The sequence below is a fragment of the Streptomyces cyslabdanicus genome, from assembly GCF_052663305.1.
On sequence record NZ_JBQRUW010000043.1, the window covers coordinates 130,209 to 153,447 of the forward strand.

The window sequence follows — 23,239 nt, forward strand, 5'->3', positions numbered from 1 at the left end:
CCCCGCACCCGACGCACCCGACCACTCTCCGGAGAGCTGATGTACGCCGTCACCGACCCCACCACCGGCGAAGTCGCCGCGACCTACCCGACCGCCACCGACGCCGAGATCGAGGCGGCCGTCGCCGCCGCCCACGCGGCCACGTCCTGGGGCCGTACCAGCTCCGTGGCCGAGCGCTCCGCGCTGCTGCGCCGGCTCGGCGACCTGCACACCGAGCACCAGGCCGAACTGGCCGCGAGCATCGTGCGCGAGATGGGCAAGCCGCTCGCGGAGGCCGAGGGCGAGATCGGCTTCTGCGCCGACATCTACCACTACTACGCCGACCACGCCGAGGGGTTCCTCGCCGACGAGCCGCTCGACGTCATCTCCGGACCCGGCAGCGCCGTCGTCCGGCGCGGCCCGGTGGGCGTCCTGCTCGGCATCATGCCGTGGAACTTCCCCGCCTACCAGGTGGCCCGGTTCGCCGCCCCGAACCTGGCGCTCGGCAACACCATCGCCCTCAAGCACGCCCCGCAGTGCCCGGCCACCGCCGCTCTGCTGGAGAAGCTGTTCGCCGAGGCCGGCTTCCCGGCCGGCGCGTACGTCAACGTGTACGCCACCAACGAGCAGATCGCCGAGGTGATCGCCGACCCGCGGGTCCAGGGCGTCTCGCTCACGGGCTCGGAGCGGGCCGGGGCGGCCGTCGCCGAGGTCGCCGGGCGGCACCTGAAGCGCGTCGTCCTCGAACTCGGCGGCTCCGACCCGTTCGTCGTGCTGTCCACCGACGACCTCGACGCGGTCGTGGAGGCCGCCGTGGCCGCCCGGCTCGACAACACCGGCCAGGCCTGCAACGCCGCCAAGCGGTTCGTCGTCGTCGAGGACCTCTACGACGCGTTCGTCGAGAAGTTCACCGCCCGGCTGCTCGCCGGCGAGACCGGCGCCCCGCTGTCGTCGGTCGCCGCCGCCGAGAACCTCGCCCGGCAGGTCGACGAGGCGGTCGCCCAGGGCGCCACGCTGCACAGCAAGGCCGAACGGCACGGGGCCTACTTCCCGGCCGGCGTCCTCACGGGGCTCACCACCGAACACACCGCCGCCCGCCAGGAACTGTTCGGACCGGTCGCGATGGTCTTCCCGGCGACCGACGAGGACGACGCCCTGCGTATCGCCAACGACACCCCCTACGGCCTCGGTTCCTACCTCTTCACCACCGACCCCGCGCAGGCCGAGCGCGTCGCCGACCGCATCGAGGCCGGCATGGTCTTCGTCAACGGCGTCGGCGCGGAGGGTGCGGAACTCCCCTTCGGTGGCATCAAGCGCTCCGGCTTCGGCCGCGAACTCGGCCGCGCCGGAATCGAGGAGTTCGTCAACAAGAAGCTCATCCGGACCGTGGCGTGACCACTCAGGGCATGTGACCGGGTCCGGGCCTGCGACAGGGGCCCGGACCTCCGCATCGGTACGTGCGACCGGCTGATGACAGGACGCCGCTATGCCAGCCATGTCCCGTCGCGCATGATGACTCTGCCGCGCAGTTCCGGCTCGCCGCGCCAAGCGCGCACGGTCTTCGGCACCACGCGCACGTATATGAAGGAACCCTCCTCCGCGCGGGGGTCCCACCCGAACTTGGCGGCGAACGCCTCCGCCGCGTCCGCGGGCACAACCTGGTCCGGGAAGCACTCCGCCTCACCCTGGAGCAGCACCACGTCGAAGGTGTCCGGCAGCGCCAGGCGCACGCGCGGCTCCTCCCGGACGTTCCGCGCGGTCGCGGAAGTGGCACCGGTGCACATCCACACCGCTCGCCCGTCCCACGAGAACCACAGCGGCACCTGATGCGGCCCGTGATCAGGATGTGCCGTCGACACCCATACGTCCCGCTCGGCGACGAGCCGTTCCAGAGTGTCGCGCCTGCGCTCCGCCGCCCGGCGGCGAACAATCCCCGTGGTCTGCATGAGCGCCGACCTTAGCCAGCGGGCTCACGGCGCGCATGAGGCGAAAGACCTACTCCCGGCGACCGATGAGAGGACCAGGGCGCCCACCGCGGGCAAGAACGCGCGATGGCGGAACACGCCCGCACAGGGCACGCTCCGCCACCAGCTCACTCAGCGCTCACGCCGCACTCACGTCGACGAGCGGCGCCTGCGCGACCCCGGTCGCCGTTCGCTCGGCCGCGTCACCGGGTCGCCCGCGTCCAGGGCCGCGAGCCGGCGCCGCGCGCCGAAGTCGGCCAGGGCCTCGGCCAGCTTGTGGACCGACGGCTCGGGGGCCATCACGTCGACCCGCAGGCCGTGCTCCTCGGCGGTCTTCGCCGTGGCCGGGCCGATGCAGGCGATCACCGTCACGTTGTGCGGCTTGCCCGCGATGCCGACCAGGTTCCGCACCGTCGAGGACGACGTGAACATCACCGCGTCGAAGCCACCGCCCTTGATGGCCTCGCGGGTCTCCGCCGGGGGCGGAGAGGCGCGGACCGTGCGGTAGGCCGTGACGTCGTCGACCTCCCAGCCCAGTTCGATCAGACCCGCCACGAGGGTCTCCGTGGCGATGTCCGCGCGGGGCAGGAAGACACGGTCGATCGGGTCGAAGACCGGGTCGTACGGCGGCCAGTCCTCCAGCAGGCCCGCGGCCGACTGCTCACCGCTCGGCACCAGGTCCGGCTTCACGCCGAAGGCGATCAGCGCCTTGGCCGTCTGGTCGCCGACCGCGGCCACCTTTATGCCGGCGAAGGCCCGGGCGTCGAGACCGTACTCCTCGAACTTCTCCCGCACCGCCTTCACCGCGTTGACCGAGGTGAACGCGATCCACTCGTAGCGGCCGGTCACCAGGCCCTTGACCGCGCGCTCCATCTGCTGGGGCGTGCGCGGCGGCTCGACGGCGATCGTCGGCACCTCGTGCGGTACGGCCCCGTAGGACCGCAGCTGGTCGGAGAGCGAGGCCGCCTGCTCCTTGGTGCGCGGCACGAGGACCTTCCACCCGAACAGCGGCTTGGACTCGAACCACGACAGCTGGTCGCGCTGGGCGGTCGCGCTGCGCTCGCCCACCACGGCTATCACCGGGCGCCCGCCGTCCGGGGACGGCAGGACCTTGGCCTGCTTCAGGGTCTGCGCGATCGTGCCGAGCGTCGCCGTCCACGTGCGCTGGCGGGTGGTCGTACCGGCGACCGTCACCGTCAACGGGGTGTCGGGCTTGCGGCCCGCCGAGACCAGCTCGCCGGCCGCCGCGGCGACCGAGTCGAGCGTGGTCGACACGACGACCGTGCCGTCCGAGGCGCCGACCTCGGTCCAGCAGCGGTCGGACGCCGTCCGCGCGTCGACGAACCGTACGTCGGTGCCCTGGGCGTCGCGCAGCGGCACCCCGGCGTACGCGGGCACGCCGACGGCGGCCGAGATGCCGGGGACGACCTCGAAGGGAACGCCCGCGGCGGCGCAGGCGAGCATCTCCTCCGCGGCGTACGTGTCGAGTCCCGGGTCCCCGGACACCGCACGGACGACCCGCCTGCCGCCCCGCGCGGCCTCCATGACAAGATGTGCGGCATCCCGCACCGCGGGGATCCCAGCGGTTGTTGACGTGCCGTCAACAACCGTGAGCTGGGGTGTGCCCGTGCCCGGATGCGAGTCCGCCGAAGGACCCGGGTCCGTGTGTACGACGGCGACGCCCTGCCTGGCGTGCGTGCGCACGACGTCGAGCACCTCGTGCTCGGCGACGAGGACATCCGCGTTGGCCAGCGCCTCCACGGCGCGCAGTGTGAGCAGTCCCGGATCTCCGGGTCCGGCGCCGAGGAAGGTGACGTGCCCGTGTTCGGGACAGGCGGGAAGGGTGGTGGGGCTCACTGTGCTCGCTCCCCCATCAGACCGGCCGCGCCCTGGGCGAGCATCTCGGTGGCGAGTTCGCGACCGAGTGCCATCGCCGCATCGTGCGTCTGGGGCACGGGACCGGTGGTGGACAGCTGCACCAGTGCGGAGCCGTCGGGCCTGCCGACGACGCCCCGCAGGCGCATTTCCTTGACAATCCGCCCGTCGGCCAGGATGTCGGCCAGCGCGCCCACCGGGGCGCTGCAGCCGGCCTCCAGGGCGGCGAGCAGTGACCGCTCGGCGGTCACGGCGGCCCGCGTGTGCGGGTCGTCGAGCTCGCCGAGCTCGGCGGCGAGGACGGCGTCCTGGGCGGTGTGCCCCGCCCTGCACTCGACCGCCAGGGCCCCCTGGCCGGGGGCCGGCAAAATCGTGTCGACCGACAGGAAGTCGGTCGCCTCGTCGCTCCGGCCGACCCGGTTCAGCCCGGCGGCGGCGAGCACCACCGCGTCGAGTTCGCCGTTCTTGACGAAGCCGATGCGGGTGTCGACGTTGCCCCGGATCGGGACCGTCTCGATCTCCAGGCCGTGGGCGCGGGCGTACGCGTTCAGCTGGGCCATGCGGCGCGGCGAGCCCGTACCGATGCGCGCCCCGTGGGGCAGGTCGGTGAACTTCAGCGCGTCCCGGGCGACGAGCACGTCACGCGGGTCCTCGCGCTCGGGTACGGCGGCGAGGACCAGGCCCTCGGGCTGCGTGGTGGGCAGGTCCTTGAGCGAATGAACCGCGAAGTCCACCTCGCCCCGCTGCAACGCCTCGCGCAGTGCGGCCACGAACACACCCGTGCCGCCGATCTGCGCGAGGTGCTCACGGGAGATGTCGCCGTAGGTGGTGACCGGGACGAGCTCGACAGGCCGTCCGGTCACCTGGCTCACGGCGTCCGCCACCAACCCGGACTGGGCCATGGCGAGCTTGCTGCGCCTGGTCCCGAGCCTCAGTGCCTTCTCAGTCATGCTGGCCCTCGGTTCTTGCTGTGCTTCTCGGAGTCGTCGTGCTTCTCGGAGTCGTCGGAATCGCGGTCGGCCCGGGAGACGGAGGCGACCGTCTCGGAGTCCAGGTCGAACAGGGTGCGCAGCGCGTCCGCGTACCCGGCGCCGCCGGGCTCGGCCGCGAGCTGTTTGACCCTGACCGTCGGCGCGTGCAGCAGCTTGTCCACCACCCGCCGGACGGTCTGGGTGATCTCCGCACGGTGCTTGTCGTCGAGACCGGGCAGCCGCCCCTCCAGGCGGGCGATCTCGCTGCTCACGACGTCGGCGGCCATGGTGCGCAGCGCGACGACGGTGGGTGTGATGTGCGCCGCCCGCAGCGCCGCCCCGAAGGCCGCCACCTCGTCGGAGACGATACGGCGGACCTGGTCGACGTCGGCGGCCATCGGAGCGTCGGCGGAGGCCTCGGCGAGCGACTCGATGTCCACCAGGCGCACCCCGGCGAGCCGGTGCGCGGCCGCGTCGACGTCGCGCGGCATGGCGAGGTCCAGCACGAAGAGGGCCGGCTCGGGGCGCGGTGCGACGGCGACCGGCTCGGGCCTGCGGTGCTCGGGGACACGGCCGGCGCTGGCGACGGTCGCGGCGAGCGCGGTGATCAGCTCGGCGTCGGTCTCGGGGTCGGCCTCGGCACGGGCGGACTCCCGGCGGTCGACGGTTCCTCCCCCAAGCTCTCGGCTCCGCTCGAGCAGGGCGGCACCCTCATCGACCCACGTGCCGTGCTGCTCCAGGGTGGCCGCGTCCATGCCGGCCACGGCGGACTCGCCCATCAGGGAGAAGCCGGGCTCGGCGGCGAGGTCCAGCGGGCAGTTCTCGTCGGCGCCGGCGCCCACGAGCGGCACGGGGGTCTCGCGTACGTCCGTGCGCACCGCCCCGCGCTCCGCACCGGCGGCCCGCGCCACGGTGACGGGCGTTCCGGTACGGCCCTCGACCGCGGCGCCGACCGTCTCGGCGGTCAGGACGAGGCCGGTCGCGCCGGTGCAGGAGACGGCGACATCTGCACGTGTCAGCTCGAGCGGCACCGCGTCCATCGGTACCGCGCGGGCCAGCACGTCCGTGTCGTCGCCCTCGGTGAGGATCTGGACGAGGCGCTCGGCCCGGTCCTGCGTACGGTTGGCGATCACTATCTCGCCCACGCCCACCCGGGCGAGGGTGGCGGCGGCCAGCGACGACATCGAACCGGCGCCGATGACCAGGGCCTTCTTGCCGCGCGCCCAGGCCTGCACGTCCGCGCCCGCGGACAGCTGCTCCAGGCCGAAGGTGACCAGGGACTGCCCGGCGCGGTCGATGCCGGTCTCGGAGTGGGCGCGCTTGCCGACCCGCAGGGCCTGCTGGAACAGGTCGTTCAGCAGACGCCCGGCGCTGTGCTGGTCCTGGGCGCGGGCCAGGGCGTTCTTGATCTGACCGAGGATCTGGCCCTCGCCGACGACCATCGAGTCCAGTCCGCAGGCCACCGAGAACAGGTGGTGGACGGCGCGGTCCTCGTAGTGCACGTAGAGGTACGGGGTGAGCTCCTCGAGACCGACCCCGCTGTGCTGGGCGAGCAGCTGGGACAGCTCGGCGACACCGGCGTGGAACTTGTCCACGTCGGCGTACAGCTCGATGCGGTTGCAGGTGGCGAGCACGGCGGCCTCGGTGGCCGGCTCGGCGGCGACCGTGTCCTGGAGCAGCTTGTGCTGGCCGTCCGCGCTCAGCGAGGCGCGCTCCAGGAGGCTGACCGGGGCGCTGCGGTGGCTCAGTCCGACGACGAGGAGGCTCATGCCGGCATCACGGCGGGGACATCCCCGTCCGGGCCCTGGTCGGCGGACTTGTCGCGGACCGCCGCGGCGGGCGGGAGCGCGCGCTCGGCGACGGCCTCCTCACCGGCCTTGCGCTGCTCGTGGAAGGCGAGGATCTGCAGCTCGATGGAGAGGTCGACCTTGCGCACGTCGACGCCGTCCGGGACGGACAGCACGGTCGGCGCGAAGTTCAGGATGGAGGTGACACCGGCGGCCACCAGCCGGTCGCAGACCTGCTGGGCGGCGCCCGCGGGGGTCGAGATCACGCCGATCGAGACGCCGTTGTCCCGGATGATCTTCTCCAGCTCGTCGGCGTGCTGGACCGGGATGCCGGCGACGGGCCGGCCGGCCATCGCCGGGTCGGCGTCGATGAGCGCGGCGACGCGGAAGCCGCGGGAGGCGAAGCCGCCGTAGTTGGCGAGGGCGGCGCCGAGGTTGCCGATACCGACGATCACAACCGGCCAGTCCTGGGTGAGGCCGAGTTCGCGGGAGATCTGGTACACGAGATACTCGACGTCGTAGCCGACCCCGCGGGTCCCATAGGAGCCGAGGTAGGAGAAGTCCTTGCGCAGCTTGGCGGAATTGACCCCCGCCGCGGCCGCGAGCTCCTCGGAGGAGACCGTGGGCACCGAGCGCTCCGACAGTGCGGTCAGGGCTCGGAGGTACAACGGAAGCCTGGCGACGGTGGCCTCGGGAATCCCTCGGCTACGGGTCGCCGGTCGGTGAGTTCGGCCAGTTGCCACGGTGCTCCTGCGGGTAGAGCGGGGCTGCGGGCGGTCATATGTCCCCAGACCGCCCCGTCGACAGCAGGCTATGTCTTTGTGAACGTGTGCACAAAGATGGTGTCCGATTTGCCCGGCCAACGTGACCGGGGTCACGCACCCCCGGCGCAGATTTTTGGAACCAGCGCATTCACACCGCTGTGCCTTTGTTGTGGGGGGCAAAACCGCACACTCTCCTCTACGATCCCCACCCCCGAGACCAAGACGCCATCGATCCTAGGCGACTTCCAGCCAGTTTGTACTCCTCGGTCAGTCTCGATCAGCCCTTGAGCTCCTTGCGCAGCCGCTCCTCGTTCACCCGCCAGAAGGTGTGCTGTTCACCGTCGACGAGTACCACCGGGATCTGCTCCCAGTACCGGTCGTACAGCTCCGGATCCTCGGTGATGTCCTTCTGCTCCCAGGCGACGCCCAGCTCGGCGCACACCTTCTCCACGACGGTCTGCGCGTCGTCGCACAGATGGCAGCCCGGCTTGCGGACGAGGGTGACGAGCCGTCCCTGGGGCCCGGGGGACTTGCGGCGGAAGATGGGAGTCATGTCGCCCATTGTCGCTCCGGCGCGCGCCGCGGCACCCTCGGCGGCGCCTTCGCAACGGCGCCGTCGCGAAGAGTTCACGGCCCGCGAAACCTCTCGACGCCGGAACCACCCGGCCAACTGGCTATGCTCACGCCATGGCCGCTCTCGGATGGCTCACTTCCCGTAGGCGCTTCGCCACGGCGCGAAGCGTGTTGGCAGGCGAGGCCTCGGCGGAGGCAGCGCGCAAATCCTCCCAGGAAGCGGGTGTACCGCCGTCCCCGCAGGAGGCGTCGGAGTTCCCGGTGCACGGGGACGAGCAGGCCGCCGCCTTCTTCGACCTGGACAACACCGTCATGCAGGGCGCCGCGCTGTTCCACTTCGGCCGGGGCCTGTACAAGCGGAAGTTCTTCGACACGCGCGACCTCGCGAAGTTCGCCTGGCAGCAGGCGTGGTTCCGGCTGGCCGGGGTGGAGGACCCCGAGCACATGCAGGACGCCCGCGACTCGGCGCTGTCGATCGTCAAGGGCCACCGGGTCGCCGAGCTGAAGTCGATCGGCGAGGAGATCTACGACGAGTACATGGCCGAGCGGATCTGGCCGGGCACGCGCGCGCTCGCCCAGGCCCACCTGGACGCCGGCCAGAAGGTGTGGTTGGTCACAGCCGCGCCGGTGGAGATCGCCCAGGTCATCGCCCGCCGCCTGGGCCTGACCGGCGCACTGGGCACGGTGGCGGAGTCCGTCGACGGCGTCTACACCGGCCGCCTGGTCGGAGAGCCGCTGCACGGCCCGGCGAAGGCGGAGGCGGTACGCGCCCTGGCCGCGGCGGAGGCCCTGGACCTGACCCGCTGCGCCGCCTACAGCGACTCCCACAACGACATCCCCATGCTGTCCCTGGTCGGCCACCCCTACGCCATCAACCCCGACGCCAAGCTGCGCCGCCACGCCAGGGAGATGGACTGGCGCCTGCGCGACTACCGCACCGGCCGCAAGGCGGCCAAGGTCGGCATCCCCGCGGCGGCCGGCGTCGGCGCCGTGGCCGGCGGCACCGCGGCGGCCATCGCCCTGCACCGCCGCCGCCGCTGACCCCGCTGCCGCTCACCACGTGCCGCCCAACCGGTCGCGCCGCACCCAGCCGCCCGTGCCGCCCGTGCCGCCCGTGCCGCCTACTGGCGGTACGGGCCCTCGCCGGTCGCGGTCGGGCGGCGCACCCGGAAGCACGGGCAATTGACCGAACGTACGCCCTTGCCGTTCCGGCCATTCGACTTGGCGGTGCATCGCCAGGATCCACCCCAGAGACAGACCGAAGACGGAACAGATCGGTCAGCAAACGGTCACTCTCCGACGTCCGAACGCACGCCAATCGGTTACGGAAGCGACGGAATCGATGATTTGAGCAACTCGGTGTAGCAGCCCCTGCACGAAGCGTTATTCTCCTCAGACGCATACCGGGACCCCGCCGTCGCTACGACGGGTGAACGGTTCCGCACTGCACGTGATGGAAGCTCTGCCTCTGGGAGTCCCGTGTACCCACACGTCGGGGTTGACGCCTCGGGCCTGGCTACGCTCCGCGCAACGGTCCTCGACCTGCTGCGCGGTCTCGTCCCCACCGCGTACGCCGGCCCCGCATTCGCCACCGCCACGCCGCTCGGACCGGCCTACGCGCTGGCCGACGGCATGGAGCAGGTGCCGACTCGCAGCGCCGTGGTCGAGGGACGACGATCGGGCGAAGGGCGAGCGGCCGGCAGACGAGGACGCCCGGCCGCGGCGGCCACGGTCCGCCGCCCGGCCGCGGACAGCGACAGCGCCCGGATGATGGAGCTCGTCGAGCGCGCCCAGGCCGGCGAGGCCGACGCCTTCGGACGGCTCTACGACCAGTACAGCGACACCGTGTATCGCTACATCTACTACCGCGTCGGCGGCAAGGCGACGGCCGAGGACCTCACCAGCGAGACCTTTCTGCGCGCCCTGCGCCGCATCGGGACCTTCACCTGGCAGGGCCGCGACTTCGGCGCCTGGCTGGTCACCATCGCGCGCAACCTCGTCGCCGACCACTTCAAGTCCAGCCGGTTCCGGCTCGAGGTCACCACCGGCGAGATGCTCGACGCCAACGAGGTCGAACGCTCCCCCGAGGACTCCGTCCTCGAATCCCTGTCCAACGCCGCCCTCCTGGACGCCGTACGACGGCTCAACCCCCAGCAGCAGGAGTGCGTCACGCTCCGCTTCCTCCAGGGCCTGTCCGTCGCCGAGACCGCCCGCGTGATGGGCAAGAACGAGGGCGCCATCAAGACCCTCCAGTACCGGGCCGTGCGCACCCTGGCCCGGCTCCTCCCGGACGACGCGCGCTGAGCCGCACACGCTGCGCGACGCCCAACTTACGCTCTGTCGAGGTGTGTTGACTTCTCGATCCGATGCGCCCGGGTCCGTAACCCAAGTGCCGAGCCGCTCGTTGTGCGGGCTAGAGGCTCCCTGTGGTCACGCCCTGGCCAATCCTGATCACCGATCGGAAGAGGCGACTGTGGACGTGCACCCTCAGGACCCCCGGGGAGTCGACCGTCATGACGAGAGGAGGTGCCGCCAGTGATCGCGAAAGTATCGGCGCACCGGCGGGCGAACGCCTTCGCCCAGGCCCTGGAAGAGCTGTCCGACCGGGGCACGGCGGCCGAAGCGGCCGAAGGACCGGCACCGGCACCGGCGGCCGCGGAACAGATCGAGCAGGGCCGCATGCTGGCCCTCGCCACCGGTCTGGACAGGCTGCCGCGGCCGGAGCTGGACCCCGAGGTCAAGGTCGTCCAGCGGGCCTGCCTGGTGGCCGCGATGGAGGCCATGCTCCAGGAGAGCACCGCGGCGGGCGAGGCGAGTGACCTACCGGTGCCCGCCCAGAAAAGGGGGAGCGAAGCGACTTCCTTGGAAGGGCGGCGGCGGGAGACGGGCGGGCGGGGGCGCGGCGCGCACCGGGCGAGTCGCCTGGGGAGACTGCGGCCGCGTACACGGCTGGGCAAGTCGCTGGCCGCCGGCGGACTCAGCGTGGGTGTGGCCGCGGGAGCCTTCGGCGGAGTGGCCGCCGCCAGCTCCAACGCCCTCCCCGGTGACTCGCTGTACGGCCTCAAACGCGGCATCGAGGACTTCAAGCTCACCTACCTGACCGACGGCGCCGACGAGCAGGGCCAGGCCTACCTCGACCTGGCCTCGACCCGGTTGAGCGAGGCCCGCAGGCTGATGGAGCGCGGCCGCGGCGGCCAACTCGACCACGAGTCGCTGAGCGAGGTCCGCCGCACCCTGTCCGGGATGCAGCACGACGCCACCGAGGGCCACCGCCTGCTGCACGAGGCGTACGAGCGCGACCCCGACTCCCTGCGTCCCATCCAGGCGCTCTCCACCTTCTCGCGGTCCCACCGCGAGGCCTGGGGTGCGCTCCGCGACCGGCTCCCGGTGCAGCTCGGCGACGTCAGTCAGCAGGTGTCGTCGGTGTTCGACGCCATAGACGACGAGGTCGCCCCGCTCCAGTCGATGCTTCCCCAGCCCCCCACCCCGGGCGGCGAGGGCAGGCAGCACGGCCCCCGGCCGACGCCGTCCGCCGGTTCGCCCGGCGCCGTGGACTCGGCCCAGCCCAGCACCGGCGGCGACCCCTCCTCCGGCAGCCCCCGTCCCGGCAGCGCCACCCCCAGCGCGTCGGCCGGCTCCGGCAGCGAGGAGGACGGGCTGCTCGGCGGCTCCACCGGCGGTCTGCTCGACCCGCCGAAGCCCAGCGGCAGTGCCGCCTCCCCGTCCGCCACGAAGCCGCCCGTCAGCGGGCCCGACGTGACGCTCCCGCCACTCCTCCCGGGCCTGCTGCCCGGCCTCGGCATCAACGCGGAGGACGCGAAGTAGGCGGCGGGGCCCCGCAGAAGTAGGCGGCGCCGAGCAGCCCCACGACGGCGGGGGCACCCCTCACCCAGGGGTGCCCCCGCCGTCGTGGCACCGTCAGAAGAACACCGACCTGCGCTGCACCAGCAACTTGTAGAGGGTGTGCTGGATCTGTTCGCGGACCTGGTCGGTCAGGTTGAACATCAGCATCGGATCCTCGGCCGCCTCCGGCGGATACCCGTCCGTCTCGATCGGCTCGCCGAACTGGATCGTCCACTTCGTCGGCAGCGGGATCGCCCCCAGCGGACCCAGCCACGGGAAGGTGGGCGTCAGCGGGAAGTACGGGATGCCCAGCAGCCGGGCGACGGTCTTGGCGTTGCCGATCATCGGGTAGATCTCCTCGGCCCCGACGATCGAGCACGGGATGATCGGCACGCCCTGGCGCAGCGCGGTCGACACGAAGCCGCCGCGGCCGAACCGTTGCAGCTTGTAGCGCTCGCTGAACGGCTTGCCGATGCCTTTGAAGCCCTCCGGCATCACCCCGACCAGCTCGCCCTGCCCGAGCAGCCGCTCGGCGTCCTCGGTGCAGGCGAGGGTGTGGCCGAGCTTGCGGGCGAGTTCGTTGACCACCGGCAGCACGAACACCAGGTCGGCCGCGAGCAGACGCAGATGCCGGCCCGCGGGATGCCGGTCGTGGACGGCGACCTGCATCATCAGCGCGTCCAAGGGCAGCGTGCCGGAGTGGTTGGCGACGATCAGGGCGCCGCCCTCGGCGGGAATGTTCCCGATGCCCTTCACCTCGACCCGGAAGTACTTCTCGTACAGCGGCCGCAGCAGGGACATCAGGAGCTGGTCGGTGAGTTCGGCGTCGTAGCCGAAGTCGTCGACGTCGTAGTCCCCGGTGAGGCGGCGGCGCAGGAACGCCAGTCCGCTCGCGACACGCCGCTCCAGACCGCCGTCGTCCGGCGGCCGGAGCGCCGGCTGTTCCTCACTGGTCACCGGGACATCTTCCTGCGCTGCTCCCCTGGCGGGCAGGGGCTGGACCTCGCCGCCCGCCGCCGGCTCCGCGCCCGCGCGGCGGCTCCCCGTGCTCCGGCGCCGCGACGGCCGCTGTACGGCGCCCCCACGGGACCGGTCGTCGTCGAACGGAATGACCTTGGCGTCCGCCATGGTGCTGCACTCCTCAGTCGGCGCTCTGCGTGGGGTGGCCACTGCCCACGTGGGACAGCGCGGCGATCCGGTCGACGGCCCCCGCGAGGGCCTCCGGCGGCAGCAGCCCGGGGCCGCGGACGCGGGCGAACTCGGCGAAGGTCTCCGCGGTCGTGTACTTGGGTGCGAAGCCGAGTGTGTCGCGCATCTGGTCCGTCGCCACGACCCGGCCGTGGGTCAGCAGGCGGATCTGCTCGGGTGAGAAGTCCGTCATTCCCAGCGTACGCACCAGTGAGCCCGCCCACGTCACCGCGGGCAGCAGCAGCGGCACCGTGGGGCGTCCCAGCCGCCGGGAGCACTGCGAGAGCAGCAGCACGCCGTCACCGGCGATGTTGAACGTGCCGCTGTTGAGCGTGGCCCGACGCGGCTCGTGCGAGGCGATCCGCAGCACCTCGATCACGTCGTCCTCGTGGACGAACTGCAACCGCGGGTCGTAGCCGAACACCGTCGGCAGCACCGGCAGCGAGAAGTACGAGGCGAGCGGGGTGTCCGCCGTCGGACCGAGGATGTTGGCGAACCTGAGCACGCACACGGCGACGTCCGGCCGCCGTCTGGCGAAGCCCCGCACGTACCCCTCGACCTCGACCGCGTCCTTCGGGAAGCCGCCGCTGGGCAGGGACTTGGGCGGGGTGGTCTCGGTGAACACCGCCGGATCCCGGGGCGCGGAGCCGTAGACGTTGGTGCTGGACTTGACCACCAGCCGCTGGACGGACGGGGACTTCTGGCAGGCGCCCAGCAGCTGCATGGTGCCGATGACGTTGGTCTCCTTGACCAGGGCCCGGCTGCCGCTGCCCAGCGCGGTGCCGGTCACGTCCATGTGCACCACCGTGTCGGCGGACGTCTCGGCGAGCACCCGCGCGATCGTGGGCTGCCGGATGTCCGCCTGGACGAAGTCGGCGCCGCCCAGATGGTGCTCGGGCGGGACGGCGTCCACGGCGACCACCCGGTCGACCTGCGGATCACGCTGGATGCGGCGCACGAACCGGCCCGCGAGCTGACGGGCCACTCCGGTCACGAGCACGACCTGTCCCAAGATCAGCGCCTTCCTTCCCGCCTGGATTCCCGCCGGGTTCCCCGTGTGCGGCCAACCTATCGGGTGAAGGTTGCGCTGCGGCGACCGCTCGATGCGCGACGTGACGGCAGGTACGTGCGTGCGAAACAAATCGAGCCATCATCCGCGGCGGCCGGCCGGCCCGGAACGCACGCGACCCCCCACCGGATGCGGTGGGGGGCCACAAGCACGCTTTCGCGTTGGCGCGTACCTCGCGCGACCGGCGTCTACTTCTTGTTGCGACGCTGGACGCGGGTGCGCTTGAGCAGCTTGCGGTGCTTCTTCTTGGCCATCCGCTTGCGCCGCTTCTTGATAACAGAGCCCACGACTACCCTCGCTCACTTCTCATCACTCGGTGTTTGGGCGCCATGGGCCCACACGACCTACGAGGGGCTAGCCTACCCGCCCGAGCGCCGAGGTCGTAATCGAGGTGCATCGAGGTGACCGGAGGGATCCGGAAGTGTTCCGTACTGCCCTTCACGGACCCCTCCTGATCGTCGTCGATCGCCGTCAGGCGGTTTCCACCCCCACGTAGCTCTCGCGAAGGTACTCGTGAACCGCTTGCTCCGGGACGCGGAAGGACCGCCCCACCCGGATCGCGGGCAGATGACCGCTGTGCACCAGGCGGTACACGGTCATCTTCGACACTCGCATGACCGAGGCGACTTCCGCCACGGTAAGGAACTGAACCTCGTTCAGAGGCCTTTCGCCAGTTGCAGCCATGACACACCTGAACCTTCCGCACTCGACGGCCACCGGCTTCCCCTTCCGGTGACTCTTCGTCGCTGCGTGCTCACTCCCCAGACTAGGGGCGGGTGATGCGAGTGGGGAAGAGGTGTACGCAACGGCGGCCTACCGTGACAGACACGCCCGATTGAGTACGTAGCGGGCCAGTGGGCGGTAGTAGGCGGGCCGTACGCCGTCATCAAGTGGAACGACGACGGACACGCGCCCCTCCGCCTGCCCGACGAAGAGCGCGGGGTCGTTCGTGTCCGCCGGCCCCATGGCCTCGAACCCCAGCTGACCTGCACCGCAGACCCAGCCGTGATCCCCGATCACCAGTTCCGGCAGGGGGCCGCCGGCGTCGGCCGCCGCCGCGAGCGCCAGCCGAACCGGGAGCGGTGAATGCGTGTGCGCGCCGGGCTCACAACCGGAGCGTTCGATGCCGCGCGGCCGGACCAGGGCGACTCCCCGTACGTACTCGAGGCGGTACGTGCGTAGACCGAACCGGGTCGTTATGTCGACACAGCGACCCTGCGCGGGGGTGAGGACGGTACACCCCGCCGCCGACAGGGCGTCCGCCAGCGCGGCGTAGAAACCGAGCAGCCGGTGCGGGTGCCCGGTGCCGAGGAGCACGGGGGCACCCCGCCGCGCCGCCGCGCCGAGCCGGTCCGCGAAGGCGTCCAGCGCGGCCAGCGTCAGCTCCGGGTCGATCACATCGAGTCCGGCCCGGTGCCGCGGATCGGCCGAGACACCGCACCTCTGCGCCATCAGCTCGATCACGTCCCGCTGTTGCCAAGGACCTTCGGGATCGATCCCGATCAGCACCCGGGGGTCCCGGGCCGCGAACAGCCGATAGCTGCGCAGGCCGGCCTCCCGTGTCGTGGCGACCACCCCGGCGAGACGGGCCCTCACCAGATGGGCGCGCAGCGCCGCGATGCTCAACACCCGAGCGATGCTGACGCACGGCCCCCGCGGCCGTCCGAAGAACCCGGGAACACCGCACAGTCGGCCTAACCGGACGGCCCGTTCACCGGCGGGACCGGGTGCTACGGCAGCAGGCCCCGCAGCGGGAACACCGCCCGCCGGGTCGCCAGGACCGCCTGGTCCAGCCGGTCCGCCGGGTCGTACCCCGCCTCCCAGTCGGCCCAGGACACCGGCCACCGCCCGTCGGTCATCCGCATCGGACCCAACTGCCGTGTCCGCGCGTACACCGTCTGCCGCCAGCTCTCCGGGATCACCGTCTCCGGGTCCACCGGCCGCCCCGCCGCGATCCCCACCAGATGCGTCCACGACCGCGGGACGACGTCCACCACCGCGTACCCGCCCCCGCCCAGCGCGACCCACCGCCCCTCGGCGTGCTCGTGGGCCAGCTCGTGGCACGCCATCTGCACCGCCCGCTGCGCGTCCAGCGACACCGTCAGATGCGCCAGCGGATCCTCGAAGTGCGTGTCGGCCCCGTGCTGGGTGACCAGCACCTGCGGCCGGAAGTCGGCGACCAGTTCCGGCACCACCGCGTGGAACGCCCGCAGCCACCCGGCGTCCCCGGTCCCCGCCGGCAGCGCCACGTTCACGGCCGTTCCCTCGGCGGACGGGGCCCCGGTCTCCTGCGGCCATCCCGTCTGCGGGAACAGCGTCCGGGGGTGCTCGTGCACCGAGATCGTCAGGACCCGTGGGTCCTCCCAGAACGCGGCCTGCACGCCGTCCCCGTGGTGCACGTCGGTGTCGACGTACACGACCCGCTCGGCCCCCAGTTCCAGCAGCCGCGCGATCGCCAGCGCGGCGTCGTTGTAGACGCAGAAGCCCGACGCGGCGCCCGGCATCGCGTGGTGCAGCCCGCCCGCGAAGTTCACCGCGTGCAGCACGTCCCCGCGCCACACGGCCTCCGCCGCCGCCACCGACTGCCCCGCGATCAGCGCGGACGCCTCGTGCATCCCGGCGAACGCCGGATCGTCCAGCGTGCCGAGCCCGTACGCCTCGTCCGCCGCGCCCGGGTCCGCCGAAGCCGCCTTCACCGCGGCGATGTAGTCCTCCCGGTGGACCAGCCGCAGCGTCGAGTCACCGGCCGGCCTGGCCGCCACCAGCTGTGTCTCCCGGTCGAGCCCGAGGGCGCCGACCAGCTTCCGGGTCAGGAAGAGGCGGACCGGGTCCATCGGGTGGTCCCGGCCGAAGTCATAGCCCGTTACCGCCTCGTCCCACATCAGCTGTGCGCGGCCGCTCATGACCGCCACCGTATCGGTCCGATCGCGGCGCGAACGACCCGGCGCACACCGACGTCACCAGCACCAACACCATGGGCACCAGCATCGCCCCGCGGTAGCTCCACGCGTCGCCCAGCACGCCCACCAGCGGGGAGCCGACCAGGAAACCCACGTAGTTGAAGACGTTGAGCCGTGCGACGGCCTGGTCCGACGCTCCGGGGAACAGGCGCCCGGCCGCGGCGAAGGTCTGCGGCACCAGCACGCACAGGCCCAGCCCCAGCAGCGTGAAGCCGACCATGCCCACCCAGGGCCCTGGCGCCCCGGCGACCACGGCGAACCCCAGCGCCGCCACCAGCGCGCCCAGCCGTACGACGGCCACGGCACCGAACCGGCGCACCCCGGTGTCCCCGATGGCCCGCCCCACCAGCGTGGTGACCATGTAGACGTTGTACGGCACCGTCGCCAACTGCTCGGAGCTGCCCAGCGTGTCCTGGAGGTACTTCGCGCTCCAGTTGGAGACGGTCGAGTCCCCGATGTAGGCGAACGTCATCACCAGGCAGAGCGGCAGCAGCAGCCGGAACACGAGCGTTCCGCCGTCCTTCCCGCCAACCTCCCGGCCGGCCTTGCCCGGTGCGGGAGCGGAGTCGGAGTCGGCGTCGACGTACCACCGGCTGCCCATGAGGACCGCCGGCAGCAGCACGGCCACCACCGGCAGGTACGACACCCACAGCGCCAGGTGCCAGTGCGCCCCGACCCAGGCCAGCGAGGCGCCCACGATCCCGCCGAGACTGTAGACGGCGTGGAAGCCGAGCATGATGCTGCGCCCGTACGCCCGCTGGAGGCTCACCCCGAGCATGTTCATCGAGGCGTCCAACACCCCCACCGCCAGCCCGAACGCGGCCAGCGCGGCGCCCAGTTCGGCGACCCGGCCGCCCGACCCGACGCCGAGCAGGGACAGCAGGACGACCGGCTGGGACCAGCGCAGCAGCCGGCTGGGACGGACACGTTTCACCAGTTGCTCGGTGGTCGTGCTGCCGATACCGGCGAGGATCGGCACGGCGGCCAGGAAGACCGGCAGCAGCGCGTCGGACACCCCGTACCGGCTCTGGATGGCCGGGATGCGCGTCACGAGGAGAGCGAAGGCGACGCCCTGCGCGAAGAAGCTGAACGCCAGCGAGGCCCTACCGCGCCGCAGCACATCAGTCATGGCGGCGAGCGTAGGGCCCTGGGCTACCTGTGGGTAGGTCCGGTGAAAGATGAATTCTGCTCAGTTTCGGGCGAGAGCGACGCCCTTCGAGGCCTCGTTCGTCTCGGCGTTCGTCTCGGCGATCAGCATGTGCGCCATCGGCCCGGCGGCCAGAGCGCCGCTCACGAAGAACCCGATCCCCATCGAGACCGCCAGGATCACGGTGCCGAGCCACACCATGGTGTCCACCGGAAGCGTGTAGGCACCCACGACCCGCACCACGCACTCGGCGAGCAGCACCACGCCCCACACCAGCGAGAACACCTTCTCCGCCCGCCGGAACTCCGCGGATCCGGCGGCCAACCGCGCCCAGGCGGCTTCCCGTGCCGCGTCGCCCTTCACCAGCCAGGGCTTCATGCCCGCGGTCATCATCGGCCTGCCCAGCGCCACGGACACCAGGATGCCGACGCCGATCGCGCTGCTGACGCCGCTGTCCTTGGCGAGCATCAGCCGCGGGTCACCGGCGACGAGACTGAGCAGCAGTCCGACCACGTTGACGAACAGGATGAGCGCGGCGAACGCGTTGACCCTGCGCTCCCTGGCCGCGGCCCACCCGATCCGCAGGGCCGGGACCACACTGCTCCATCCCAGGGCCGCCAGCGTGCTCATCCCGAACCCGTTCTTGAGCAGGTAGTACCCGCCGACCGGCACCGCCACATCCACGAGCAGAGGGGCGAGGCTCGCGCGCTTCGTGTTCGTCGTCATGCTCAAAGCTTCGCGGGCGAGGGGGGTCCGCCAGTAGAAACGATCGTCCAGAGCTCCGCATGACAATTGTCAGTGCCTCGGCGGTGGCCGGCGTCATGTCAGCAGGTCGGCCAACTCCTCCATGTGCGTGAAGAGTTGAGTGGCTTCCGCGAGCTTGGCGGCCGGGGTCATCGCGGTGAACCCGAAGACGTCCATCCCCGCCGCCACGGCGGCACGGACACCCAGCGGGGAGTCCTCGACGACGACGCACCGCTCCGGGGCCACTCCCATCCGGTCGGCCGCGTGGAGGAACAGGTCCGGCGCCGGCTTGCCCCGGCCCACGTCCTGCGAACTGAAGATCCGCTCCTCGTCGAACCACCGGTCCAGGCCGGTCGTCCGGTGCCCCACCCGGATCCGCTCATGGCTTCCCGAGGACGCGACACAGTACGGAGTCCCGTCCACCGTCAGCTTCTCCAGCACGTCGGCCGCACCGGACACGGGCTTCAACTCCCGCTGGAACGCGGCGAAGACACGCGTGTGGAAGACGTCGTCGAAGTCGTCCGGCAGCCGCTTCCCCGTCCGCTCCAGGACGAGGTCGTGGATCCGGTGCATCGCCGACCCCATGTAGTCACGAATGGAGTCCTCGTACGAGGTGGGGTGCCCCAGCTCGGTGAGGTAGGCGGCGAGGAGCCGGTTGGAGATGGGCTCACTGTCGACGAGAACGCCGTCGTTGTCGAAGATGACGAGGTCATAGCGCATGAGTACGAGCCTAAGCGAGTGCCGGAGGGCCCGGAACGCAGAAAGCCCCCGTGCCATTAGCACGGGGGCTTTCTCACAATTTGTTCGGCGGCGTCCTACTCTCCCACAGGGTCCCCCCTGCAGTACCATCGGCGCTGTGAGGCTTAGCTTCCGGGTTCGGAATGTAACCGGGCGTTTCCCTCACGCTATGACCACCGAAACACTATGAAACTGTCAACCGCACCATGCGTGACCTGCATGGGGTTGTTCGTGGTTTCAGAACCAACACAGTGGACGCGAGCAACTGAGGACAAGCCCTCGGCCTATTAGTACCGGTCACCTCCACACCTCACGGTGCTTCCAGATCCGGCCTATCAACCCAGTCGTCTACTGGGAGCCTTACCCCATCAAGTGGGTGGGAGTCCTCATCTCGAAGCAGGCTTCCCGCTTAGATGCTTTCAGCGGTTATCCCTCCCGAACGTAGCCAACCAGCCATGCCCTTGGCAGAACAACTGGCACACCAGAGGTTCGTCCGTCCCGGTCCTCTCGTACTAGGGACAGCCCTTCTCAAGACTCCTACGCGCACAGCGGATAGGGACCGAACTGTCTCACGACGTTCTAAACCCAGCTCGCGTACCGCTTTAATGGGCGAACAGCCCAACCCTTGGGACCGACTCCAGCCCCAGGATGCGACGAGCCGACATCGAGGTGCCAAACCATCCCGTCGATATGGACTCTTGGGGAAGATCAGCCTGTTATCCCCGGGGTACCTTTTATCCGTTGAGCGACGGCGCTTCCACAAGCCACCGCCGGATCACTAGTCCCGACTTTCGTCCCTGCTCGACCCGTCGGTCTCACAGTCAAGCTCCCTTGTGCACTTACACTCAACACCTGATTGCCAACCAGGCTGAGGGAACCTTTGGGCGCCTCCGTTACTCTTTAGGAGGCAACCGCCCCAGTTAAACTACCCATCAGACACTGTCCCTGATCCGGATCACGGACCCAGGTTAGACATCCAGCACGACCAGACTGGTATTTCAACGACGACTCCACAACCACTGGCGTGGCCGCTTCAAAGTCTCCCAGCTATCCTACACAAGCCGAACCGAACACCAATATCAAACTGTAGTAAAGGTCCCGGGGTCTTTCCGTCCTGCTGCGCGAAACGAGCATCTTTACTCGTAGTGCAATTTCACCGGGCCTATGGTTGAGACAGTCGAGAAGTCGTTACGCCATTCGTGCAGGTCGGAACTTACCCGACAAGGAATTTCGCTACCTTAGGATGGTTATAGTTACCACCGCCGTTTACTGGCGCTTAAGTTCTCAGCTTCGCCCACCCGAAAGTGAGCTAACCGGTCCCCTTAACGTTCCAGCACCGGGCAGGCGTCAGTCCGTATACATCGCCTTACGGCTTCGCACGGACCTGTGTTTTTAGTAAACAGTCGCTTCTCGCTGGTCTCTGCGGCCACCCCCAGCTCAGGAAGCAAGTTCCCTCACCAGGCGTGGCCCCCCTTCTCCCGAAGTTACGGGGGCATTTTGCCGAGTTCCTTAACCATAGTTCACCCGAACGCCTCGGTATTCTCTACCTGACCACCTGAGTCGGTTTAGGGTACGGGCCGCCATGAAACTCGCTAGAGGCTTTTCTCGACAGCATAGGATCATCCACTTCACCACAATCGGCTCGGCATCAGGTCTCAGACACATGCCAGGCGGATTTACCTACCTGACGTCCTACACCCTTACCCCGGGACAACCACCGCCCGGGATGGACTACCTTCCTGCGTCACCCCATCACTCACCTACTACCAACTTGGTTCAGCGGCTCCACCACTCCGAATCACCCCGAAGGGATCACCGGCGGCTTCACGGCCTTAGCATCACTGGATTCGATGTTTGACGCTTCACAGCGGGTACCGGAATATCAACCGGTTATCCATCGACTACGCCTGTCGGCCTCGCCTTAGGTCCCGACTTACCCTGGGCAGATCAGCTTGACCCAGGAACCCTTAGTCAATCGGCGCACACGTTTCTCACGTGTGTATCGCTACTCATGCCTGCATTCTCACTCGTCAACCGTCCACAACTACCTTCCGGTGCTGCTTCACCCGGCAGACGACGCTCCCCTACCCATCACGATCCCCGTTGGGGGTACATATCGCAATGACACGACTTCGGCGGTACGCTTGAGCCCCGCTACATTGTCGGCGCGGAATCACTAGACCAGTGAGCTATTACGCACTCTTTCAAGGGTGGCTGCTTCTAAGCCAACCTCCTGGTTGTCTGTGCGACTCCACATCCTTTCCCACTTAGCGTACGCTTAGGGGCCTTAGTCGATGCTCTGGGCTGTTTCCCTCTCGACCATGGAGCTTATCCCCCACAGTCTCACTGCCGCGCTCTCACTTACCGGCATTCGGAGTTTGGCTAAGGTCAGTAACCCGGTAGGGCCCATCGCCTATCCAGTGCTCTACCTCCGGCAAGAAACACACGACGCTGCACCTAAATGCATTTCGGGGAGAACCAGCTATCACGGAGTTTGATTGGCCTTTCACCCCTAACCACAGGTCATCCCCCAGGTTTTCAACCCTGGTGGGTTCGGTCCTCCACGAAGTCTTACCTCCGCTTCAACCTGCCCATGGCTAGATCACTCCGCTTCGGGTCTTGAGCGTGCTACTCCACCGCCCTATTCGGACTCGCTTTCGCTACGGCTACCCCACTCGGGTTAACCTCGCAACACACCGCAAACTCGCAGGCTCATTCTTCAAAAGGCACGCAGTCACGAGAATGTGCAAGCACATTCCGACGCTCCCACGGCTTGTAGGCACACGGTTTCAGGTACTATTTCACTCCCCTCCCGGGGTACTTTTCACCATTCCCTCACGGTACTATCCGCTATCGGTCACCAGGGAATATTTAGGCTTAGCGGGTGGTCCCGCCAGATTCACACGGGATTTCTCGGGCCCCGTGCTACTTGGGTGTCTCTCCAACGAGCCGCTGACGTTTCGACTACGGGGGTCTTACCCTCTACGCCGGACCTTTCGCATGTCCTTCGTCTACATCAACGGTTTCTGACTCGTCGACCAGCCGGCAGACTGATCAAAAGAGATCCCACAACCCCCACGACGCAACCCCTGCCGGGTCTCACACGTCGTAGGTTTAGCCTCATCCAGTTTCGCTCGCCACTACTCCCGGAATCACGGTTGTTTTCTCTTCCTGAGGGTACTGAGATGTTTCACTTCCCCTCGTTCCCTCCACACTGCCTATGTGTTCAGCAGTGGGTGACAGTCCATGACGACTGCCGGGTTTCCCCATTCGGAAACCCCCGGATCAAAGCCTGGTTGACGACTCCCCGGGGACTATCGCGGCCTCCCACGTCCTTCATCGGTTCCTGGTGCCAAGGCATCCACCGTGCGCCCTTAAAAACTTGGCCACAGATGCTCGCGTCCACTGTGCAGTTCTCAAACAACGACCAACCACCCATCACCCTGCTGAAAACAGCAAGTTCACTGGGGCCGGCAACCGAAGGGCGAGCAACGCTCGCACCCTCAGACACCCAACAGCGTGCCCGACCGACTCCCGTCCGAAGATCATGCGTTCCACGCTCTTGCGAGCAGTACTGGCAGCCTCCGACCCGTGAATCCGGCCGAATAATCAACGTTCCACCCATGAGCAACCAGCA

Annotated in this window: 19 protein-coding genes and 2 rRNA genes; 4 read left to right on the forward strand and 17 right to left on the reverse strand. The window is 69.4% G+C overall.

Features of this window, described 5'->3' with window-relative positions:
* Nucleotides 1–39: 39 nt before the first annotated feature.
* Nucleotides 40–1,374, forward strand: coding sequence for an aldehyde dehydrogenase family protein (locus ACTYVM_RS26135; RefSeq protein ID WP_445528303.1), 1,335 nt, complete (start codon nucleotides 40–42; stop codon nucleotides 1,372–1,374).
* Nucleotides 1,375–1,463: 89 nt separating this feature from the next.
* On the opposite strand, the gene ACTYVM_RS26140 is transcribed toward ACTYVM_RS26135, so the two are convergent.
* The 6 genes from ACTYVM_RS26140 to ACTYVM_RS26165 all read right to left on the reverse strand — a co-directional run bounded on the left by ACTYVM_RS26140 (nucleotide 1,464) and on the right by ACTYVM_RS26165 (nucleotide 7,893).
* Nucleotides 1,464–1,925: a pyridoxamine 5'-phosphate oxidase family protein gene (locus ACTYVM_RS26140; protein ID WP_445528304.1), complete on the reverse strand. Its 462-nt coding sequence runs from the start codon at nucleotides 1,923–1,925 to the stop codon at nucleotides 1,464–1,466.
* Nucleotides 1,926–2,093: 168 nt separating this feature from the next.
* A complete protein-coding gene (locus tag ACTYVM_RS26145; RefSeq protein WP_400033264.1) occupies nucleotides 2,094–3,800 on the reverse strand; it encodes a bifunctional uroporphyrinogen-III C-methyltransferase/uroporphyrinogen-III synthase in 1,707 nt (568 codons plus the stop codon).
* Nucleotides 3,797–4,768: a hydroxymethylbilane synthase gene (hemC, locus tag ACTYVM_RS26150; protein ID WP_445528305.1), complete on the reverse strand. Its 972-nt coding sequence runs from the start codon at nucleotides 4,766–4,768 to the stop codon at nucleotides 3,797–3,799. Before hemC ends, ACTYVM_RS26145 begins: the two co-directional genes overlap by 4 nt.
* The gene (locus tag ACTYVM_RS26155) at nucleotides 4,765–6,558 is read right to left on the reverse strand and encodes a glutamyl-tRNA reductase (RefSeq protein WP_445528306.1); all 1,794 of its coding nucleotides are present in this window, start codon (nucleotides 6,556–6,558) and stop codon (nucleotides 4,765–4,767) included. The genes hemC and ACTYVM_RS26155 overlap by 4 nt, the downstream gene beginning before the upstream one ends.
* Nucleotides 6,555–7,319, reverse strand: coding sequence for a redox-sensing transcriptional repressor Rex (locus tag ACTYVM_RS26160; RefSeq protein ID WP_445528307.1), 765 nt, complete (start codon nucleotides 7,317–7,319; stop codon nucleotides 6,555–6,557). Before ACTYVM_RS26160 ends, ACTYVM_RS26155 begins: the two co-directional genes overlap by 4 nt.
* A gap of 298 nt (nucleotides 7,320–7,617) precedes the next feature.
* Nucleotides 7,618–7,893, reverse strand: coding sequence for a glutaredoxin family protein (locus ACTYVM_RS26165; RefSeq protein WP_445528308.1), 276 nt, complete (start codon nucleotides 7,891–7,893; stop codon nucleotides 7,618–7,620).
* Nucleotides 7,894–8,027: 134 nt separating this feature from the next.
* Between ACTYVM_RS26165 and ACTYVM_RS26170 the strand changes: the two genes are divergently transcribed.
* The 3 genes from ACTYVM_RS26170 to ACTYVM_RS26180 all read left to right on the forward strand — a co-directional run bounded on the left by ACTYVM_RS26170 (nucleotide 8,028) and on the right by ACTYVM_RS26180 (nucleotide 11,738).
* The gene (locus ACTYVM_RS26170) at nucleotides 8,028–8,954 is read left to right on the forward strand and encodes an HAD family hydrolase (RefSeq protein WP_445528309.1); all 927 of its coding nucleotides are present in this window, start codon (nucleotides 8,028–8,030) and stop codon (nucleotides 8,952–8,954) included.
* A 438-nt stretch (nucleotides 8,955–9,392) separates the two neighbouring features.
* Nucleotides 9,393–10,217 (forward strand): ECF subfamily RNA polymerase sigma factor, BldN family, encoded by an 825-nt coding sequence (locus ACTYVM_RS26175; RefSeq protein WP_445528310.1) that lies wholly within the window; start codon nucleotides 9,393–9,395, stop codon nucleotides 10,215–10,217.
* Nucleotides 10,218–10,448: 231 nt separating this feature from the next.
* A complete protein-coding gene (locus tag ACTYVM_RS26180) occupies nucleotides 10,449–11,738 on the forward strand; it encodes a DUF5667 domain-containing protein (RefSeq protein WP_445528311.1) in 1,290 nt (429 codons plus the stop codon).
* A gap of 93 nt (nucleotides 11,739–11,831) precedes the next feature.
* On the opposite strand, the gene ACTYVM_RS26185 is transcribed toward ACTYVM_RS26180, so the two are convergent.
* From ACTYVM_RS26185 to ACTYVM_RS26235, 11 genes are all read right to left on the reverse strand, one after another.
* Nucleotides 11,832–12,884: a lysophospholipid acyltransferase family protein gene (locus tag ACTYVM_RS26185; protein ID WP_445528312.1), complete on the reverse strand. Its 1,053-nt coding sequence runs from the start codon at nucleotides 12,882–12,884 to the stop codon at nucleotides 11,832–11,834.
* A 13-nt stretch (nucleotides 12,885–12,897) separates the two neighbouring features.
* The gene (locus ACTYVM_RS26190; RefSeq protein WP_400033283.1) at nucleotides 12,898–13,956 is read right to left on the reverse strand and encodes an NAD-dependent epimerase/dehydratase family protein; all 1,059 of its coding nucleotides are present in this window, start codon (nucleotides 13,954–13,956) and stop codon (nucleotides 12,898–12,900) included.
* 245 nt (nucleotides 13,957–14,201) lie between these two features.
* Complete coding sequence (locus ACTYVM_RS26195; protein ID WP_003948845.1) at nucleotides 14,202–14,300, reverse strand: 30S ribosomal protein bS22; 99 nt, start codon at nucleotides 14,298–14,300, stop codon at nucleotides 14,202–14,204.
* A 184-nt stretch (nucleotides 14,301–14,484) separates the two neighbouring features.
* Nucleotides 14,485–14,697 (reverse strand): helix-turn-helix domain-containing protein, encoded by a 213-nt coding sequence (locus ACTYVM_RS26200; RefSeq protein ID WP_161329789.1) that lies wholly within the window; start codon nucleotides 14,695–14,697, stop codon nucleotides 14,485–14,487.
* 129 nt (nucleotides 14,698–14,826) lie between these two features.
* On the reverse strand, nucleotides 14,827–15,642 hold the full coding sequence (locus tag ACTYVM_RS26205) for a phosphatase (RefSeq protein WP_445528313.1): 816 nt from the start codon (nucleotides 15,640–15,642) through the stop codon (nucleotides 14,827–14,829).
* Between the two features lie 101 nt (nucleotides 15,643–15,743).
* A complete protein-coding gene (locus ACTYVM_RS26210) occupies nucleotides 15,744–16,916 on the reverse strand; it encodes an acetoin utilization protein AcuC (RefSeq protein WP_445528314.1) in 1,173 nt (390 codons plus the stop codon).
* Nucleotides 16,867–18,102 (reverse strand): MFS transporter, encoded by a 1,236-nt coding sequence (locus ACTYVM_RS26215; protein ID WP_445528315.1) that lies wholly within the window; start codon nucleotides 18,100–18,102, stop codon nucleotides 16,867–16,869. Before ACTYVM_RS26215 ends, ACTYVM_RS26210 begins: the two co-directional genes overlap by 50 nt.
* A 60-nt stretch (nucleotides 18,103–18,162) precedes the next feature.
* The gene (locus tag ACTYVM_RS26220; protein WP_445528316.1) at nucleotides 18,163–18,846 is read right to left on the reverse strand and encodes a VC0807 family protein; all 684 of its coding nucleotides are present in this window, start codon (nucleotides 18,844–18,846) and stop codon (nucleotides 18,163–18,165) included.
* 93 nt (nucleotides 18,847–18,939) lie between these two features.
* On the reverse strand, nucleotides 18,940–19,584 hold the full coding sequence (locus ACTYVM_RS26225) for an HAD family hydrolase (RefSeq protein WP_445528317.1): 645 nt from the start codon (nucleotides 19,582–19,584) through the stop codon (nucleotides 18,940–18,942).
* 82 nt (nucleotides 19,585–19,666) lie between these two features.
* Nucleotides 19,667–19,783 (reverse strand): 5S ribosomal RNA (rrf, locus tag ACTYVM_RS26230).
* 86 nt (nucleotides 19,784–19,869) lie between these two features.
* Nucleotides 19,870–22,990 (reverse strand): 23S ribosomal RNA (locus tag ACTYVM_RS26235).
* Between the last annotated feature and the right edge of the window lie 249 nt (nucleotides 22,991–23,239).

Coding starts and splice junctions, on each gene's coding strand:
- ACTYVM_RS26200 (WP_161329789.1), bottom strand. CDS start 14,697: ATGGCTGCAACTGGCGAAAGGCCTCTGAACGAGGTTCAGTTCCTTACC.
- ACTYVM_RS26185 (WP_445528312.1), bottom strand. CDS start 12,884: ATGGCGGACGCCAAGGTCATTCCGTTCGACGACGACCGGTCCCGTGGG.
- ACTYVM_RS26220 (WP_445528316.1), bottom strand. CDS start 18,846: ATGACGACGAACACGAAGCGCGCGAGCCTCGCCCCTCTGCTCGTGGAT.
- ACTYVM_RS26140 (WP_445528304.1), bottom strand. CDS start 1,925: ATGCAGACCACGGGGATTGTTCGCCGCCGGGCGGCGGAGCGCAGGCGC.
- ACTYVM_RS26155 (WP_445528306.1), bottom strand. CDS start 6,558: ATGAGCCTCCTCGTCGTCGGACTGAGCCACCGCAGCGCCCCGGTCAGC.
- ACTYVM_RS26225 (WP_445528317.1), bottom strand. CDS start 19,584: ATGCGCTATGACCTCGTCATCTTCGACAACGACGGCGTTCTCGTCGAC.
- ACTYVM_RS26135 (WP_445528303.1), top strand. CDS start 40: ATGTACGCCGTCACCGACCCCACCACCGGCGAAGTCGCCGCGACCTAC.
- ACTYVM_RS26165 (WP_445528308.1), bottom strand. CDS start 7,893: ATGACTCCCATCTTCCGCCGCAAGTCCCCCGGGCCCCAGGGACGGCTC.
- ACTYVM_RS26210 (WP_445528314.1), bottom strand. CDS start 16,916: ATGAGCGGCCGCGCACAGCTGATGTGGGACGAGGCGGTAACGGGCTAT.
- ACTYVM_RS26170 (WP_445528309.1), top strand. CDS start 8,028: ATGGCCGCTCTCGGATGGCTCACTTCCCGTAGGCGCTTCGCCACGGCG.
- ACTYVM_RS26215 (WP_445528315.1), bottom strand. CDS start 18,102: ATGACTGATGTGCTGCGGCGCGGTAGGGCCTCGCTGGCGTTCAGCTTC.
- hemC (WP_445528305.1), bottom strand. CDS start 4,768: ATGACTGAGAAGGCACTGAGGCTCGGGACCAGGCGCAGCAAGCTCGCC.